This is a genomic window from Nocardioides limicola (assembly GCF_016827675.1).
In the GTDB taxonomy this organism is placed as follows: Bacteria; Actinomycetota; Actinomycetes; order Propionibacteriales; family Nocardioidaceae; genus Nocardioides; species Nocardioides limicola.
Genome location: NZ_JAERJA010000001.1, coordinates 125,831 through 140,272 on the forward strand (window position 1 = coordinate 125,831; position 14,442 = coordinate 140,272).

Consider the following 14,442-nt stretch of genomic DNA (forward strand, 5'->3'; position numbering starts at 1 on the left):
GTGGCCATGGTCACCAGCTATGCCGACGCCTTCGACCGCTCGGTCACCGAGCCCGAGGCCTTCTGGGCCGCCGCAGCCGAGGCGGTCGACTGGTTCTCCAAGCCGACCCGGATCCTGGACTCGTCGCGGCCGCCTTTCCACCGATGGTTCGTCGACGGCACTCTGAACACCTGCTACAACGCCTTGGACAGGCACGTGATCGCCGGCCACGCCGACCGGGTGGCGTTGCAGTACGACAGCCCGGTGACCGGCAGCCAGCGGTCCTGGACGTACGCCGAACTGCTCGCCGAGGTCGCCGCGTTCGCCGGCGCCCTGCACTCGGTGGGGGTGGGCAAGGGCGACCGGGTGATCATCTACATGCCGATGATCGGCGAGGCCGTGATCGCGATGCTGGCCTGCGCCCGGATCGGCGCGGTGCACTCGGTGGTCTTCGGTGGCTTCGCTCCCCAGGAGTTGGCGGTCCGCATCGATGACGCCCGGCCGGTGGCCATCGTCACCGCCAGTTGCGGCATCGAACGCGACCGGGTGATCGAGTACAAGCCTTTCGTGGACGCCGCCATCGAGCTGGCCGAGCACCAGCCCCAGGCCGTGGTGGTCAAGCAACGGCCCCAGGCGGTCGCGGAGATGGTGCCCGGGCGCGACATCGACTTCGACGTGCTGATGAAGGTGGGCCGCACCGAGCCGGCCGCCTGCGTCGAGGTGGCCGCCACCGACCCGCTCTACATCCTCTACACCTCCGGCACCACCGGGAAGCCCAAGGGCATCGTCCGCGACAACGGCGGGCATGCGGTGGCGATGGCGTGGTCGCTGCCGAACATCTACGGCTGCTCGGCCGGGGACGTCTTCTGGGCGGCCTCGGACGTGGGCTGGGTGGTCGGCCACTCCTACATCGTCTATGCGCCGCTGATCTGCGGGGCCACCACGGTGCTCTATGAGGGCAAGCCGGTCGGCACCCCCGACGCCGGGGAGTTCTGGCGGGTGATCGCCGACCATCGGGTCAAGGCGCTGTTCACCGCCCCGACCGCGATCCGGGCGATCCGCAAGGAGGACCCGGACGCGGCGCTGCTGGCCGGCCACGACACCTCCAGCCTGCAGACGCTCTTCCTGGCCGGGGAACGGCTGGATCCGGACACCTACCACTGGGCGAGTGAGAAGCTCGGGGTCCCGGTGGTCGACAACTGGTGGCAGACCGAGACCGGCTGGCCGATCGCGGCGAACCTGCGTGGGCTGGCGCCGATGCCGATCAAGGCCGGCTCCCCGTCGGTGCCGGTGCCCGGATTCAACGTACGGATCCTCGACGACCGGGCCGAGCCGGTGCCCGCCGGCACCGAGGGTGCGATCTGTCTGAAGCTGCCGCTGCCGCCCGGCACCCTGCCCACCCTGTGGGGGGACGACGACCGGTTCGTGTCGGCGTACCTGACCGAGGTGCCCGGCCACTATCTCTCCGGTGACTCCGGCTTCGTGGACGACGATGGCTACCTGTTCGTGATGGGACGCACCGACGACGTGATCAACGTGGCCGGGCATCGACTCTCCACCGGGTCGATGGAGGCGGTCATCGCCGGCCACCCGGCGGTGGCCGAGTGCGCGGTGATCGGTGTCGCGGACCCGTTGAAGGGCCAGGTGCCGCGGGCGCTGGTGGTCCTCAAGGCGGGCGTGGAGACCTCCCCGGAGACCGTGAGCGCGGAGGTGGTGGCCGCGGTCCGCACTCAGATCGGTGCGGTGGCGGCGCTCCGTGAGGTGGCGGTGGTGGACGCGCTGCCGAAGACCCGGTCGGGCAAGATCCTGCGCAAGACGATGCGCGAGATCGCCGACGGACGCGACGCGGCGGTGCCGTCGACGATCGAGGACGCGAGCGTCCTGGAGCGGCTGCGACCGGTGCTGCAACCGACGAGCTGAGCGCCGGATAGCCTTGCGGCCATGAGTGCACGCACCCCGGCGATCCTGCGGATGTCCCAGCTGTTCCTGCGCACCCTGCGTGACGACCCCGCGGACGCCGAGGTGCCCAGCCACAGGCTGCTGGTCCGCGCCGGCTACATCCGCCGGGTGGCGCCGGGCATCTACACCTGGCTGCCGCTGGGGCTGCGGGTCTACCGCAACGTGGAACGCATCGTCCGCAACGAGATGGACGCGATCGGCGCGCAGGAGCTGCAGTTCCCCGCGCTGCTGCCGCGGGAGCCCTACGAGGCCACCAACAGGTGGACCGAGTACGGCGACGGCCTCTTCCGGCTGAAGGACCGCAAGCAGGGCGACTACCTGCTCGGCCCCACCCACGAGGAGATGTTCACGCTGGCGGTGAAGGACCTCTTCTCCTCCTACAAGGACCTGCCGATCTGGCTCTACCAGATCCAGACCAAGTACCGCGACGAGGCTCGCCCCCGGGCGGGGCTGATCCGCGGGCGTGAGTTCGTGATGAAGGACTCCTACTCCTTCGACACCACCGACGAGGGTCTGGAGCGGTCCTACCAGGCGCACCGCGACGCCTATACCCGGATCTTCGACCGGCTCGGGTTCGACTACGTGGTGGTGGAGGCCACCTCCGGGGCCATGGGCGGCTCGAAGTCCGAGGAGTTCCTGGCCGTCAGCGCCATCGGCGAGGACACCTTCGTCCGGTCCCCGGGTGGGTACGCCGCCAACGTCGAGGCGGTGACCACCCCCGTCCCCGACCCGGTGGACTACACCGACATCCCGGCGGCGCACGCCGAGGCGACCCCGGAGACGCCGACCATCGAGACCCTGGTCGACCACCTCAACGCGCACTTCCCCCGCGCCGAGGGGCCGTGGACGGCCGCGGACACCCTCAAGAACGTGCTGGTGGTGCTCAGGCATCCCGACGGCCGCCGGGAGCCGTTGGCGATCGGCGTCCCCGGCGACCGTGAGGTGGACGCCAAGCGGCTCGAGGCCCAGGTCGCCCCGGCCGAGGTGGAGCCGTTCGGCGAGGCCGACTTCGCGGCGCACCCGGACCTGGTCAAGGGCTACATCGGCCCCGGCGTGCTGGGTGAGACGGCTGCCACCAAGATCCGCTACCTGGTCGACCCGCGGGTGGTCACCGGCACCCGCTGGGTGACCGGCGCCGACATCCCCGGCAGCCACGTGATCGACCTGGTCGCCGGCCGGGACTTCACCCCCGACGGGACCATCGAGGCCGCCGAGGTGCTGGCCGGTGACCCGGCCCCGGACGGCTCCGGGCCGCTGGAACTGGCCCGCGGCATCGAGATGGGCCACGTCTTCCAGTTGGGTCGCAAGTACGCCGAGGCGCTCGGCCTGCAGGTACTGGACGAGAACGGCAAGCTGGTCACCGTCACCATGGGCTCCTACGGGGTCGGTGTCTCCCGGGCGGTCCCGGTGATCGCCGAGGACAACCACGATGAACTCGGTCTGTGCTGGCCGCGGGAGATCGCGCCGGCCGACGTGCACGTGGTCGCCGCCGGCAAGGACCCGGCGATCTTCGCGGGTGCGGAGCAGCTGTGTCTGGAGTTGGCGGCCGCGGGCGTGCAGGTCCTCTACGACGACCGGGCCGGCAAGGTCAGCCCCGGGGTGAAGTTCAAGGACGCCGAGCTGATCGGCGTACCGACGATCGTGACCGTCGGTCGCGGGCTGGTCGACGGGCTGATCGAGGTCAAGGACCGGCGCAGCGGCGAACGCACCGAGGTCGCTCTCGACGACGCGGTGACGCACCTGGTGGACCTGGTCCGCGGCTGACCAGCGGTCCGGAGGGCTGCCTATCCCTGCATTGCATAAAAATGCAAGGGTGCGAGTCCACCGTTCAGGGCGGATCCGTTGCAGACTTGTGCAAGTCAGCGGCCCGCGAGTTCGTCGAGGCCGGGGAAGTGCTCGGGGCTCCCTCGGAATCCGAGCGCGCGGGCTGCGGCGTCTGTGAGGGCGTTCGCCGGCCAGCGGCGCTCCTCGCCGGTGAGTGCGGCCACCAGCGCCGCGTAGCCGGTGGCGCACGCCTGCTCGACCGCCAGCGCCGCCTCCAGAGGCTCCTCGGCCAGCAGTTCGTACGCGGGCGCTGAGGGCACCGGCGTCTCGCCCGCGGCCCGCAGCGCCAGCTCGGCGTGGTCGCGGCGGCTCCGATGTACGTCGTGCGCCTGCGCGAGCAGCAACGCCTCCGCCTCGGACTCGTGCCGGGCTGCCAGCAGCCCGAACGTCCACACCGCCGCGTGCTCGGCGGCCAGCACCTGCTGCCACACCTGGGTCCTCATGCGGCACCCGACTCCGGCTGGGGCAGGGTGAGCAGCTGCTGGGTCACGGCAGCCGCCATCGCGGCCAGCACCCGCGCGAACCCGCCGCTCTCGGCGGCGACCACCTGGTCGGCGAGCTGCCGTTGCCAGGCCAGGTGTCGCCGGCGTACGACGCGCAGCGCGGCGCCGCTGCGGCGCGGTACCGGATCGGGAGCAGGGTCGGGCGTCGGCGTGACCGCGGCCTCCTCGACCTCGCCGGCCTGCTCCAGGCCCTCGCCGAGGACCCGGGCGTGCGCGGAGTGCATCGTCGCCAGCCGGTGCAGTGGGCCGGAGAGCCCCGGATGCGCCAGCACCACCGCGGTCAGGAACTCCCGGTGCCCGGCGACCGCGGCCAACACCTGCTGGCGCAGCACCTCGTCGGCAGTCGGGGTCGGCTCGGTGGCGCCGAGCGGGCTCCGCCACACCGACTCGCACCCGACCGCCGCCACGGAGGAGACGGCCACGACGCCGCCGAGGAGCGCTCGGCGAGGCAGCGGGACGGCGGTGGGCGAGTGCGGCACGCGGGCACCTTATCCGAGCCGCTATCGTGGGTCTCTCGCCAATTCCACAAAGGAGGTCGCCCGTGAGCAGCGACAGGACATCCCAGATCGAGGGAGTTCTCGCCGGCCCACTCGCCGGACTGGGGCTCGACCTCGACGCCGTGGAGCTGACCCCCGCCGGCAAGCGCCGGGTGTTGCGGGTCGTGGTGGACGCCGAGGACGGCGTCAGCCTCGACGACATCGCGGAGGCAACCAAGGAGATCAACGCCCTCCTGGACGACGACGAGACGATGGGCGAGCAGCCCTACACCCTCGAGGTGACCTCCCGCGGCGTCGACCGACCGCTGACCCTGCCCCGGCACTGGCAGCGCAACGTGGACCGTCTGGTCAAGGTCACCCTGGTCGACGGGGACCCGGTCACCGGCCGGATCCGCGGCGTCGAGGAGGAGTCGGTCACCCTGGAGGTCGACGGTGACGAGCGCACCATCGCCGTGGCGGAGATCCGCAAGGCGCTGGTGCAGGTTGAGTTCAACGCCCGTAGCGGCGGACAGTGAAGCACGGAGGGGCACCATGGACATCGACCTGAACATCCTGCGTCAACTGGAGCGCGAGAAGGGCATCTCCTTCGACGTGCTGATCGACGCGATCGAGCAGGCGCTGCTCACCGCGTACCACAAATCCCCGGGCGCCCAGACCCGGGCGCGCGTCCAGCTCGACCGCAAGTCCGGGCACGTCACCGTGCTGGCCACCGAGCTCGACGACGAGGGCGAGCCGGTCGGGGAGTACGACGACACCCCCGAGGGGTTCGGCCGGATCGCCGCCACCACCGCCAAGCAGATCATGCTGCAGCGGCTCCGGGACGCCGAGGACGACATCCGGTTCGGAGAGTTCTCCGGCAAGGAGGGCGACATCGTCTCCGGCGTCATCCAGCAGGGCCGCAACCCCGACGACGTGCTTGTCGACCTCGGCAAGCTGGAGGCACTGCTGCCGGCCGGTGAGCGCGTCCCGGGTGAGGAGTATCTGCACGGCACCCGGATCAAGTGCCTGGTGATCGCGGTCCGCAAGGGCATGAAGGGGCCGCAGGTGCTGCTGTCGCGGACCCACCCACACCTGGTCAAGAAGCTCTTCGCGCTGGAGGTGCCCGAGATCGCCGACGGCACCGTCGAGATCGCCGGCATCGCCCGGGAGGCCGGCCACCGCAGCAAGATCGCGGTCCACTCCACCGTCGCCGGCGTCAACGCCAAGGGTGCCTGCATCGGCCCGATGGGGCAGCGGGTGCGCAACGTGATGGCCGAACTGCACGGCGAGAAGATCGACATCGTCGACTGGTCCGAGGACCCGGCCGAGCTGGTGGCGCACGCGCTCTCACCGGCCCGGGTCACCTCGGTGGAGATCGTGGACGCCGAGGCGAAGTCGGCCCGGGTGGTCGTCCCGGACTTCCAACTGTCGCTGGCGATCGGCAAGGAGGGGCAGAACGCCCGACTCGCCGCGCGGCTCACCGGCTGGCGGATCGACATCCGCTCCGACGAGGCCTGAACCGGGCGGCGACGCTCGGTTCACGCTCCGGGGCCGATTACCGGTAGAGTTGCCTGCTGGTGACCCGCACACGTCGTTCTCCTGTCCCCTCCGAGCTCAACGGCCCGGTAAGGACCTGCGTGGGCTGTCGGACGCGAGTCGCCAAGAACGAGTTGTTGAGGCTTGTCCTCGGGACCGATGACGCCGGCCAGCCGGCCGTTGTACCGGATCCGACGGGCAGCGCACCGGGACGCGGCGCACACCTGCACCCGACCCGGGCGTGCTTCGAGTTGGCGGTACGCCGACGAGCGTTCACCCGGGCCCTGAGGTCCCAGGTGGGGCTGGTCAGTGAACCGGTGGCCGAATTCCTCGCAGCCCGAAACGAAATGTCCGGATGAACACCGAGAGAAATCGGAGCAGCAGCTCATGAGCACTCGATGAGTTCCTCGCTATGAGCGTGCACAACCACTAGCGGTCCGGATCCCTCCTCGGGGCTCGGGCCAGGAGGAGAAGCGTGGCTAAGACCCGAGTCCACGAACTCGCTAAGGAGTTCGGTGTCGAGAGCAAATTCGTTCTCGAGAAGCTCAAGGAGATGGGTGAGTTCGTCAAGTCGGCTTCGTCGACGGTCGAACCGCCTGTCGAGATGCGATTCAAGAAGCAGTACGGCGACGAACTGAAGGCCGCTGGCGCCGTCAAGGCGCCTGCCGATGCTGCCCCGGAGGCTGCGGCACCTGCCGCGAAGGCCCCTGCCAAGAAGGCGCCCGCCCCTGGCCCCAGGCCGGGTCCGAAGGCTGCCCCGGTGGCCGAGCCCGAGGCGCCCGCTGCCGCCGAGCCGGTGGCCGAGCCCGTCGCTCAGCCGGTGGCCGAGCCCCAGGCGCCGGCGGCGTCCGCCCCCCAGCCCCCCGCCGCTGAGGCACCCGAGGCACCCGAGGCTCCGGCCGCGGACGCTCCGGCCGCGCCGGCCGCTCGCGCCGGCACCCCGAAGCCGCCGCCGCCCAAGGCTCCGGCCCCGCGTGGGGTCGGCCGGCCTGGTACGCCGCGCCCGGGCAACAACCCGTTCGCGTCCAGCCAGGGCATGGGCCGTCGTCCGCAGCGGGAAGCCCCCGCTCCGGCTGGTGACCCGCAGCGTCCGCCTCGTCCGCCCGCAGCCCGCGAGGGTGGCGGTGCCCGTGAGGGCGGCCGTCCCGGCATGCCGCGTCCGAACCCGGCGATGATGCCCAAGTCCCCGGCCGCCTTCGGCTCCGGTCCCGGCGCTCGCGCCGGTGGTCCCGGTGGTCGTGGTGGTCCCGGTGGCCGTGGTGGCCCCGGTGGTGCGCCCGGTCGCGGTGGCCCCGGTGGCGGTCCCGGTCGCGGTGGCCCCGGCGGCGGTCCCGGTGGTGGGCCCGGTGGCGCACCCGGTCGCCCCGGTGGTTTCGCCGGTCGCCCCGGCGGTCCCGGTGGTCGTCCCGGTGGTCGTGGCCAGACCCAGGGTGCCTTCGGTCGCCCCGGCGGCCCGTCGCGTCGCGGACGCAAGTCCAAGCGGGCCCGTCGTCAGGAGTTCGAGGCCATGCAGGCCCCGACGATCGGCGGTGTGCGCGTCCGCAAGGGCGACGGCGAGATCGTGAAGTTGCCGCGTGGCGCTTCGCTGACCGACTTCGCCGAGCGGATCAATGTCGACCCCGCCGCCCTGGTGCAGATGCTGTTCTCGCTCGGCGAGATGGTGACCGCGACCGAGTCGGTCAACGACGAGACGTTCGAGCTGCTCGGTGAGGAGCTCAACTACATCGTCCAGGTCGTCTCCCCCGAGGACGAGGACCGCGAGCTGCTGGAGTCCTTCGACCTGGAGTTCGGCTCCGACGAAGGTGTCGAGGCCGACCTTGAGGTCCGTCCGCCGGTGGTGACCGTGATGGGTCACGTCGACCACGGAAAGACCAAGCTGCTCGACGCGCTGCGCAACGCCAACGTGGTCGACAAGGAGGCCGGCGGCATCACCCAGCACATCGGTGCCTACCAGGTGGCCACCGAAGTGGACGGCGACGAGCGTCGGATCACCTTCATCGACACCCCCGGTCACGAGGCGTTCACCGCGATGCGTGCCCGTGGTGCTCAGGCCACCGACATCGCGATCCTGGTGGTCGCGGCCGACGACGGCGTGATGCCGCAGACGGTCGAGGCGCTCAACCACGCCAAGGCCGCCGGTGTGCCGATCGTGGTCGCGGTCAACAAGATCGACAAGCCCGAGGCCGACCCGACCAAGGTCCGCGGACAGCTGACCGAGTACGGACTGGTGCCCGAGGAGTACGGCGGCGACACGATGTTCGTCGAGGTCTCCGCGCTGGCCGGGCTCAACCTCGACAAGTTGCTCGAGGCGGTCGTGCTGACCGCGGACGCGTCCCTGGACCTGCGGGCCAACCCCGACCAGGATGCTCAGGGTCTGGTCGTCGAAGCGCACCTGGACCGCGGTCGCGGCCCGGTCGCGACGGTCCTGGTCCAGCGCGGCACACTACGGGTGGGCGACTCGATCGTCGCCGGCGCCGGCTACGGCCGGGTGCGGGCGATGCTCGACGAGCACGGTGAGAACATCACCGAGGCCGACCCGTCGCGTCCCGCGATGGTGCTCGGACTCACCGCGGTGCCCGGCGCCGGTCAGACGTTCATCGTGGTCGACGACGACCGGATGGCGCGTCAGATCGCCGAGAAGCGGGAGTCGCGTGAGCGGGCGGCCATGCAGGCCAAGCGTCGCGTGCGTCGTACCCTCGAGGACTTCATGGCCTCGATGGAGAAGGGCGAGAGCCAGGAGCTCAACCTGATCCTGAAGGGCGATGTCTCCGGTTCCGTGGAGGCCCTGGAGGATTCGCTGGCCAAGATCGATGTCGGCGACGAGGTCAGCATCCGGGTCATCGACCGCGGTGTCGGTGCGATCACCGAGACCAACGTGGACCTGGCGGCCGCCTCCGACGCGATCATCATCGGCTTCAATGTCCGCCCGCAGGGCAAGGTCACCGAGATGGCCGACAAGGAAGGCGTCGAGATCCGCTACTACTCGGTCATCTACCAGGCGATCGAGGAGATCGAGGCTGCGCTCAAGGGCATGCTCAAGCCCGAGTACGAGGAGCAGACCCTCGGCCAGGCGGAGATCCGGACCATCTTCCGGTCCTCGCGCACCGGCAACATCGCCGGCTGCATGGTCACCAGCGGTGTGCTGCGGCGCAACGCCAAGGTGCGGCTCATCCGTGACGGTGCCGTGGTCGCCGACACGCTCGACCTGGCCTCGCTGCGGCGGGAGAAGGACGACGTGTCCGAGGTCCGCGAGGGCTTCGAGTGCGGTCTTGTGCTGAAGAACTACGGTGACATCAAGGAAGGCGATGTCGTCGAGGCCTTCGAGATGCGCGAGATCCCGCGCGGCTGACCAGGCGGGACGAAAGGGCAGAAGCGATGGGCAACCCACGCGTGGCCAGGATCGCTGACCGGATTCAGGTGATCGTGGCGGAGATGCTGGAGCGGAGGATCAAGGATCCCCGCCTCGGCTTCGTCACGATCACCGACGTCCGGGTCACCGGCGACAGTCAGCAGGCCACGATCTTCTACACCGTGCTGGGGGAGGCTGACTCCCTGGAGAGCACGGCGGCGGCACTGGAGTCGGCCAAGGGCCTGCTCCGGTCCGAGGTCGGCAAGCAGTTGGGCATGCGGCACGTGCCGTCACTGACCTTCATCCCGGACGCACTCCCGGAGAACGCCCGGCACCTCGACGAGGTGCTGGCCCGGGCCAAGGCGTTGGATGAGGCAGTGGCGGCCGCCCGCGGCAACGCGTACGCCGGCGAGCCCGACCCGTACAAGAAGCCCCGCGAGGACGGCGACCAGGACGGCGACGAGGACGAGGTCGAGGACGGCGAGTGATCGTCGGCTCCGGTCTGGTGATCGTCGACAAGCCTGCCGGGCTCACCTCTCACCAGGTGGTGTCCAGGGTCCGTCGGCTGGCCGGCACCCGCAAGGTCGGCCACGCCGGCACCCTGGACCCGATGGCGACCGGGGTGCTGGTGGTCGGCGTGAACCGTGCGACCCGGTTGCTGGGTCACCTGATGCTCACCGAGAAGCGGTACGACGCGACGGTCCGGCTCGGCGTGGCCACCTCCACCGACGACGCCGAGGGTGAGGTCACCGCGGTCGCTGCGACCGACGAGGTGACCGAGGCCGCGGTCCGGGCCGCGCTGGCGGCCCAGGTCGGCGAGATCGACCAGGTGCCGTCGACGGTGTCGGCGATCAAGGTGGACGGTCAGCGCGCCTACGCCCGGGTTCGGGCGGGGGAGCAGGTCGAGCTGGCCTCCCGTCGGGTCACCGTGCACGACCTCCAGGTCGGCGCAATACGGCGCTCGCGGGTGGCGGCCGGTGCGCTGGTCGAGCCCGGTGCGTCTGTCGAGACCCATCTCGACGTCGACATCTCGGTCCGGTGCTCCTCGGGCACCTACATCCGGGCGATCGCCCGCGACGTCGGCGCAGCCCTCGGTGTCGGCGGCCATCTCACCGCGCTCCGGCGTACCGCGGTCGGACCCTACGACCTGACGACGGCCCACACCCTGGACGAGCTCGGCGAGGAGTTCGTGCTGCTGCCGATCGCCGACGCCGCCCGGGCTGCGTTCCCCTCCCTGGATCTGGACGAGGCCCAGGCAGCCGACGTCCGAGTCGGCCGGAGACTGCCGATCTCCCTGGATGAGCTGACGGCGGTCTTCGCCCCGGACGGGGAGTTCCTCGCCCTCTACCGCCCCGGACCCGCCCCGGTCCGCCCCGAGGCCGTCTTCACCTCCTGACCCGCCGAAGTGGGGTTTGTGGCCCGCCGAGGTGGGGTTTGTGGCCGGCGCCGGACTCATTACCCATGCCGCGGCTCAGCCCGGTACCCTGCCGCACGTGGAGATCTGGCGTTCGCTGGCCGAGGTGCCGGACGGTCTGGGCCGTACGGCGGTCACCATCGGCAACTTCGACGGCGTCCATCTGGGCCACCAGCACGTGGTCCGGCGGGCCCGGGAGGTCGCTGACGCCTGCGGACTGCTGACGCTGGTGGCGGTCACCTTCGATCCGCACCCGATCGCGGTGCTGCGCCCCGAGCACGCGCCGATGACGTTGACGCCGATCGATCAGCGGGCCGAGTTGCTGGCCGCGGCCGGCGCCGGCGCGATGCTGGTGGTGCCGTTCGACCGGGACGTGGCGAACTGGACGCCCACCGAGTTCTGCGACCGGGTCCTGGTCGCCGGGCTGGGCGCCCAGGCGGTGGTCGTCGGCGCGAACTTCCGCTTCGGTCACAAGGCCGCCGGCGACGTGTTCGCGCTCCGGGAGCTGGGGGCCACTCGCGGCTTCACCGCCGAGGGGATCGCCCTGGACGGCGGCCCGCAGGTGTGGTCGTCCACCTACGTGCGCACCTGCCTGGCGGCCGGTGACGTGGAGGGGGCGGCCGAGGCGCTCGGCCGGGCCTACTCGGTGACCGGGACAGTGGTCCGCGGCGACCAGCGCGGCCGCGACCTCGGCTTCCCGACCGCCAACGTGCCCACCGCCGCCGACACGGCCACCCCCGCCGACGGTGTGTACGCCGGGTGGTTGCGGCGCGCCGACACCGGCGAGTCGTTCCCGGCAGCCATCTCGGTGGGCACCAACCCCACCTTCGACGGGGTCCGTGGCCGCCGGGTCGAGGCGTATGTCCTCGACCGCGACGACCTGGACCTCTACGACGTACGGGTGGAGATCAGCTTCACGGCCCGGCTGCGGGGGATGCTTCGGTTCGACTCGGTGGACGCGCTGGTGGAGACCATGCACGACGACGTGCGCCGCACCCGGGAGATCCTCGGCGCCTGAGCAGCCCGCGCCCGAGAAGGCGGTGCCTGATCAGGCGCACGCGATCAGGCGTCCAGGTCCTGCTCAACGAGGGCCGCGATGGCGGCCACCGCTGCCTCGTCCTCGCCGGTGACCTCGACCTGGACGCCGTTGCCGGCGCCCAGGGTCATGATCATCAGCGACGAGCTGGCGTCCACCGGTGGCTGGCCGGGCAGCCCGATGGTGACGGTGGAGCCGAGCCCCTGGGCGGCCTCGGCGATGATGCCGGCGGGGCGGGCGTGCAGGCCGACGGCGGAGCCGACGACGACGGTCTGAGTGGGCATGGGTGCTCCTGGTTCTCGGTCGGGGAGGGGCGGGTCAGACGGTAACCGGCTCGGGGGCCGGGCCGACGCTCTTCAGGGCGACCACCAGCGCGGTGGAGACGAGTACGCCGGCCAGCAGGCTGATCAGGAAGCCGGCGATGTTGCCGACCGCGAACAGCACGAAGATGCCGCCGTGCGGCGCCCTGAGGGTCACGTCGAGGGCCTGGGCGAGACCGCCGGTGACGGCACTGCCGACCATGATCGAGGGGATCACCCGGATCGGGTCTGCGGCGGCGAACGGGATCGCTCCCTCGGTGATGAAGGAGGCGCCCATGAACCAGGCCGCCTTGCCGTTCTCGCGCTCGGGGGCGCTGAACAGCTTGGGCCGGACCACGGTGGCCAGGGCCAGCGCCAGCGGCGGCACCATCCCGGCGAGCATCACGGCGGCCATGATCTTCAGCTCGGGTGCGGCGCCGGTGGCCGTGGCTGCGGCGCCGAGGCCGGCGGTCGCGAACCCGTAGGCCACCTTGTTCAGCGGGCCGCCCATGTCGAAGGCCATCATCAGGCCGAGCACCGCGCCGAGCAGGATCGCGTACTGGCCACTCATGTCGTTCAGACCGTTGTTGAGTGCGGTCATCAGCGCGGACAGCGGCTTGCCGAGCACCACCAGCATCGCGAACCCGGAGAGCAGGGTGGCGCCCAGCGGGATCACCAGCACCGGCATCAGGCCGCGCGCCCAGGTCGGCACGCTCCAACTGGCGATCCAGTGCGCGGCGAGTCCGGCGAGTACGCCGCCGATGATGCCGCCGAGGAAGCCGGAGTTGATGATGCCGGCGACGGCCCCCATCACGAAGCCGGGGGCGATGCCGGGACGGTCCGCGATCGCGTAGGCGATGTAGCCGGCCAGGGCCGGCACCAGGAACCCGAAGGCCGCGGCGCCGAGTGCGAACATCAGCGCACCCAGGTAGGTGAGCAGCGGGCCGCGGACGAGTTCGACGTCTTCCATCACGTACGCCGATGGGTCCGGGAGGTTCAGCAGCGTCGAGTTGGTGAGGATGTGGTGGGCGGTGTTGACCGCGTCGCCACCGAAGGTGGAACCGATCGCGATCTGGTAGCCGCCGAGCAGGAAGCCGAGCGCGATCAGCAGGCCGCCGGCCGCGACGAACGGGATCATGTAGGAGACGCCGGTCATCAGCACCCGGCGGACCCGGGCGCCCCACGACTCGGCGCTGCCCTGGGGGTGCGCGGCGTCGACGGCGGTGCCTTCGACTCGCGGTGCGTTCGGGTCGTCGGCGTAGCGCAGCGCCTCGGCGATCATCGCGTCGGCGTCGTCGATCGGGCGCTTCACGCCGGAGCTGACCAGCGGCTTGCCGGCGAAGCGGTGCCGGTCCCGGACGCCGACGTCGACGGCGAAGATCACTGCGTCGGCGGCGGCCACGGTGGCGGCGGGTAGGTGCTTGGCACCGGCAGAGCCCTGGGTCTCCACGGTGATCTCGACGCCGGCCCGGGCTGCGGCGGCCTCGAGTGCCTCGGCGGCCATGTAGGTGTGCGCGATCCCGGTCGGGCAGGCGGTGATGGCCACCAGTCGACGCGGCGCCGGAGCGGACGCGGCCGGAGCCGCAGCCGGAGCCGCAGCGGGGGCGGCAGCGGGCGACAACGCCGCCGAGATCAGCTCGACCACCTCGGCCCCCGACCCGGCAGCGCGCAGGCCGTCGGTGAAGCCGGGCCGGACCAGGGCCCGGGCCAGCGAGGCGAGGATGGTCAGGTGGTCGGCATCGCCGGTGGCCGGCGCGACGATCGCGAAGATCAGGTCGGCCGGACCGTCCTTGGCGCCGAAGTCGACGGCGGTGGCGAGACGGGCCACCGCCAGCGTGGGCCGGTCGACTCCGGTGCTGCGGCAGTGCGGGATCGCCAGGCCGCCGGGCTGACCGGTGGCCGCGGTGGACTCCCGGGCCAGCATGTCGGCGGCGATCTGATCGGGGTCGGCCGAGCGGCCGGCGCCTGCGATCAGCGTGGCCAGCGAGGTGATCACCTCCTCCTTGCTCGCGCCGAGGTCGACGTCGAGGCGGACGAGGTCGGGGGTGATGAGGTCGTTCATTCCGG

13 protein-coding genes are annotated in these 14,442 nt (G+C 71.4%); 9 read left to right on the plus strand and 4 right to left on the minus strand.

The genetic code is table 11. From position 1 onward, the window contains the following. Nucleotides 1-6 precede the first annotated feature (6 nt). The gene (locus JKG67_RS00625; RefSeq protein WP_203335332.1) at nt 7-1,899 is read left to right on the plus strand and encodes a propionyl-CoA synthetase; all 1,893 of its coding nucleotides are present in this window, start codon (nt 7-9) and stop codon (nt 1,897-1,899) included. A 21-nt stretch (nt 1,900-1,920) separates the two neighbouring features. Then, complete coding sequence (locus JKG67_RS00630) at nt 1,921-3,702, plus strand: proline--tRNA ligase (protein WP_238997764.1); 1,782 nt, start codon at nt 1,921-1,923, stop codon at nt 3,700-3,702. 95 nt (nt 3,703-3,797) lie between these two features. Here JKG67_RS00630 and JKG67_RS00635 read toward each other — a convergent pair whose 3' ends face one another. Both JKG67_RS00635 and JKG67_RS00640 read right to left on the minus strand, forming a co-directional pair. Then, the gene (locus JKG67_RS00635; protein ID WP_203335333.1) at nt 3,798-4,205 is read right to left on the minus strand and encodes a DUF4439 domain-containing protein; all 408 of its coding nucleotides are present in this window, start codon (nt 4,203-4,205) and stop codon (nt 3,798-3,800) included. Then, nucleotides 4,202-4,744: a hypothetical protein gene (locus JKG67_RS00640; RefSeq protein WP_203335334.1), complete on the minus strand. Its 543-nt coding sequence runs from the start codon at nt 4,742-4,744 to the stop codon at nt 4,202-4,204. Before JKG67_RS00640 ends, JKG67_RS00635 begins: the two co-directional genes overlap by 4 nt. Before the next feature lie 62 nt (nt 4,745-4,806). Here JKG67_RS00640 and rimP point away from each other — a divergent pair, with 62 nt between their 5' ends. The 7 genes from rimP to JKG67_RS00675 all read left to right on the plus strand — a co-directional run bounded on the left by rimP (nt 4,807) and on the right by JKG67_RS00675 (nt 12,058). Continuing rightward, the gene (gene rimP, locus JKG67_RS00645; protein WP_203335335.1) at nt 4,807-5,277 is read left to right on the plus strand and encodes a ribosome maturation factor RimP; all 471 of its coding nucleotides are present in this window, start codon (nt 4,807-4,809) and stop codon (nt 5,275-5,277) included. A gap of 16 nt (nt 5,278-5,293) precedes the next feature. Beyond that, nucleotides 5,294-6,259: a transcription termination factor NusA gene (gene nusA / locus JKG67_RS00650; RefSeq protein ID WP_203335336.1), complete on the plus strand. Its 966-nt coding sequence runs from the start codon at nt 5,294-5,296 to the stop codon at nt 6,257-6,259. 119 nt (nt 6,260-6,378) lie between these two features. After that, the gene (locus JKG67_RS00655) at nt 6,379-6,636 is read left to right on the plus strand and encodes a YlxR family protein (protein ID WP_307816418.1); all 258 of its coding nucleotides are present in this window, start codon (nt 6,379-6,381) and stop codon (nt 6,634-6,636) included. 116 nt (nt 6,637-6,752) lie between these two features. After that, a complete protein-coding gene (gene infB / locus JKG67_RS00660) occupies nt 6,753-9,626 on the plus strand; it encodes a translation initiation factor IF-2 (protein ID WP_203335338.1) in 2,874 nt (957 codons plus the stop codon). Between the two features lie 26 nt (nt 9,627-9,652). Further along, nucleotides 9,653-10,114 carry a 30S ribosome-binding factor RbfA gene (gene rbfA, locus JKG67_RS00665; RefSeq protein ID WP_203335339.1) on the plus strand — a complete coding sequence of 154 codons (462 nt, stop codon included), beginning with the start codon at nt 9,653-9,655 and terminating at the stop codon, nt 10,112-10,114. After that, a complete protein-coding gene (gene truB, locus JKG67_RS00670; protein WP_203335895.1) occupies nt 10,114-11,022 on the plus strand; it encodes a tRNA pseudouridine(55) synthase TruB in 909 nt (302 codons plus the stop codon). The genes rbfA and truB overlap by 1 nt, the downstream gene beginning before the upstream one ends. Before the next feature lie 97 nt (nt 11,023-11,119). Then, complete coding sequence (locus tag JKG67_RS00675) at nt 11,120-12,058, plus strand: bifunctional riboflavin kinase/FAD synthetase (protein WP_203335340.1); 939 nt, start codon at nt 11,120-11,122, stop codon at nt 12,056-12,058. 44 nt (nt 12,059-12,102) lie between these two features. Here JKG67_RS00675 and JKG67_RS00680 read toward each other — a convergent pair whose 3' ends face one another. Both JKG67_RS00680 and JKG67_RS00685 read right to left on the minus strand, forming a co-directional pair. Then, on the minus strand, nt 12,103-12,360 hold the full coding sequence (locus JKG67_RS00680) for an HPr family phosphocarrier protein (protein WP_203335341.1): 258 nt from the start codon (nt 12,358-12,360) through the stop codon (nt 12,103-12,105). Nucleotides 12,361-12,394: 34 nt separating this feature from the next. After that, the gene (locus JKG67_RS00685) at nt 12,395-14,437 is read right to left on the minus strand and encodes a PTS fructose transporter subunit IIABC (RefSeq protein ID WP_203335342.1); all 2,043 of its coding nucleotides are present in this window, start codon (nt 14,435-14,437) and stop codon (nt 12,395-12,397) included. Between the last annotated feature and the right edge of the window lie 5 nt (nt 14,438-14,442).